Origin of the sequence: Staphylococcus argensis (genome assembly GCF_002902305.1) — a bacterium.
GTDB lineage: Bacteria > Bacillota > Bacilli > Staphylococcales > Staphylococcaceae > Staphylococcus > Staphylococcus argensis.
This window is the reverse complement of sequence record NZ_PPPX01000003.1, coordinates 1-1,505: the sequence shown is the minus strand read 5'-3', so window position 1 is coordinate 1,505 and position 1,505 is coordinate 1. Positions and strand designations below refer to the sequence as shown.

At 30.9% G+C, this 1,505-nt stretch carries 1 protein-coding gene; it reads left to right on the top strand.

All coding sequences use genetic code 11. From position 1 onward, the window contains the following. Positions 1 to 42 precede the first annotated feature (42 nt). The coding region (locus CD039_RS06250) for a LysM peptidoglycan-binding domain-containing protein (RefSeq protein ID WP_142384378.1) at positions 43 to 1,505 on the top strand (1,463 nt) is incomplete at its 3' end.

The following is a 1,505-nucleotide window of genomic DNA, read 5'->3' as shown; positions in this document are numbered from 1 at the left end:
TACTAATAGTGCAATAATTATTAAATAAAGGAGATTTTTGTTATGAAATCATTTTTAGAGAAATCTAATCGTTTTTCAATTCGAAAAATCACTTTAGGAGCAGCTTCAGTGATAGTTGGAAGCGTTATGCTACTAGGTGCAGGAAATAACGCTCACGCATCAGAACAGGATTCTACACAGTCTGAACAAGAAGTCACTCATAATAATACTGAACGTACCCCGACTTCAGAAGAAAGTGAAGAAGCATCTACTTCAAACTCTTCTCAAAATGCGTCATCTAATGAAATAGAAGCTCAACAAAATAATCAAGCAACTAATGAAGATATGAATGATGCACAAAATAATAAAGTTGAACAAGATAACTTTGATAATGATGATAAAACACAAGATAAACAAGGTACTCATAATGATTTAGATAATCAACAAGCTAATACTTCATCTGAAAATGAGGACAAGAGCGTAAATGATGATAAGAATGAAGCTAATAAGTCATCAAATCAATCTGATGAGCAACAAGATGTTCGTACTTCATCTGAAACAAGCATTAATGATAGTGATAACAAGCATAATAGGGGTGATCAACATGATAAAGATAATACTGAAAAAGACAACGTTAACAAAAATGAAGTAAATCAAGATAATCGTCATCAAGATAGCCAAGACACTCAACAAGATAGTCAATCAGAGAAAAATCATAATTATTCTTCAGATGATAATAATGAAGAGAATAATACTGATGAGGTAAACGATAAAACAAAATCAAACAAATTAGATAATCAAGATAATAAAAAAGAAACACAAGCTAGTGATGATAAAGAAATTGATAAAGCATTCAATGACCGTTTCCGTTCTTCTGATTCATCAAAAGATGAAAAAGAAAAAACACAAGACGAAACTAATTCTGCTAATCTAAGAGAAACAAATAAAGTGGAAAGTGAAAAAGACGGTAAAGAAGAAGACAACAATACTACAAACAATAAAGATTTTCTTTCAAACCATAAAGATAACTTAAAAGATGATAAAGAAGCAGTTAATAAATATATTGAAGATCAGGATCTTGATAATGATACCGCTAAATATATCAAAGATAATTGGAAAGATTTAAGTAATAAGGAATTATATCAATTATTAATCCAAGACTTTGGTAATAAACAAGACAAAGAGAAGAAATTAGCTACTAATAGAGATGCTAGTAAGCGTAAACAAACTGCGTTTGATGAAGACTCTAATGAAAGCGCATTTAGAAGTGCTAAAAATACGACAAAAAATTACAAAGTTAAAAATGGAGACACGCTCAGTGGTATCGCTACTAAATTCAAAACGACAACTGCGAAACTTCAGAAGATGAATAAGATTAAAAATGCGAACGCTATACAAGCGGGTCAAACACTTAAAGTGCCATCAGCGAAAGCACCAAAGCCAAAGAAAACATCTAAGACACAAAAATATACTATTAAGAACGGAGATACACTTGGAGGTATCGCTAACAAATTTAAAACTACAAC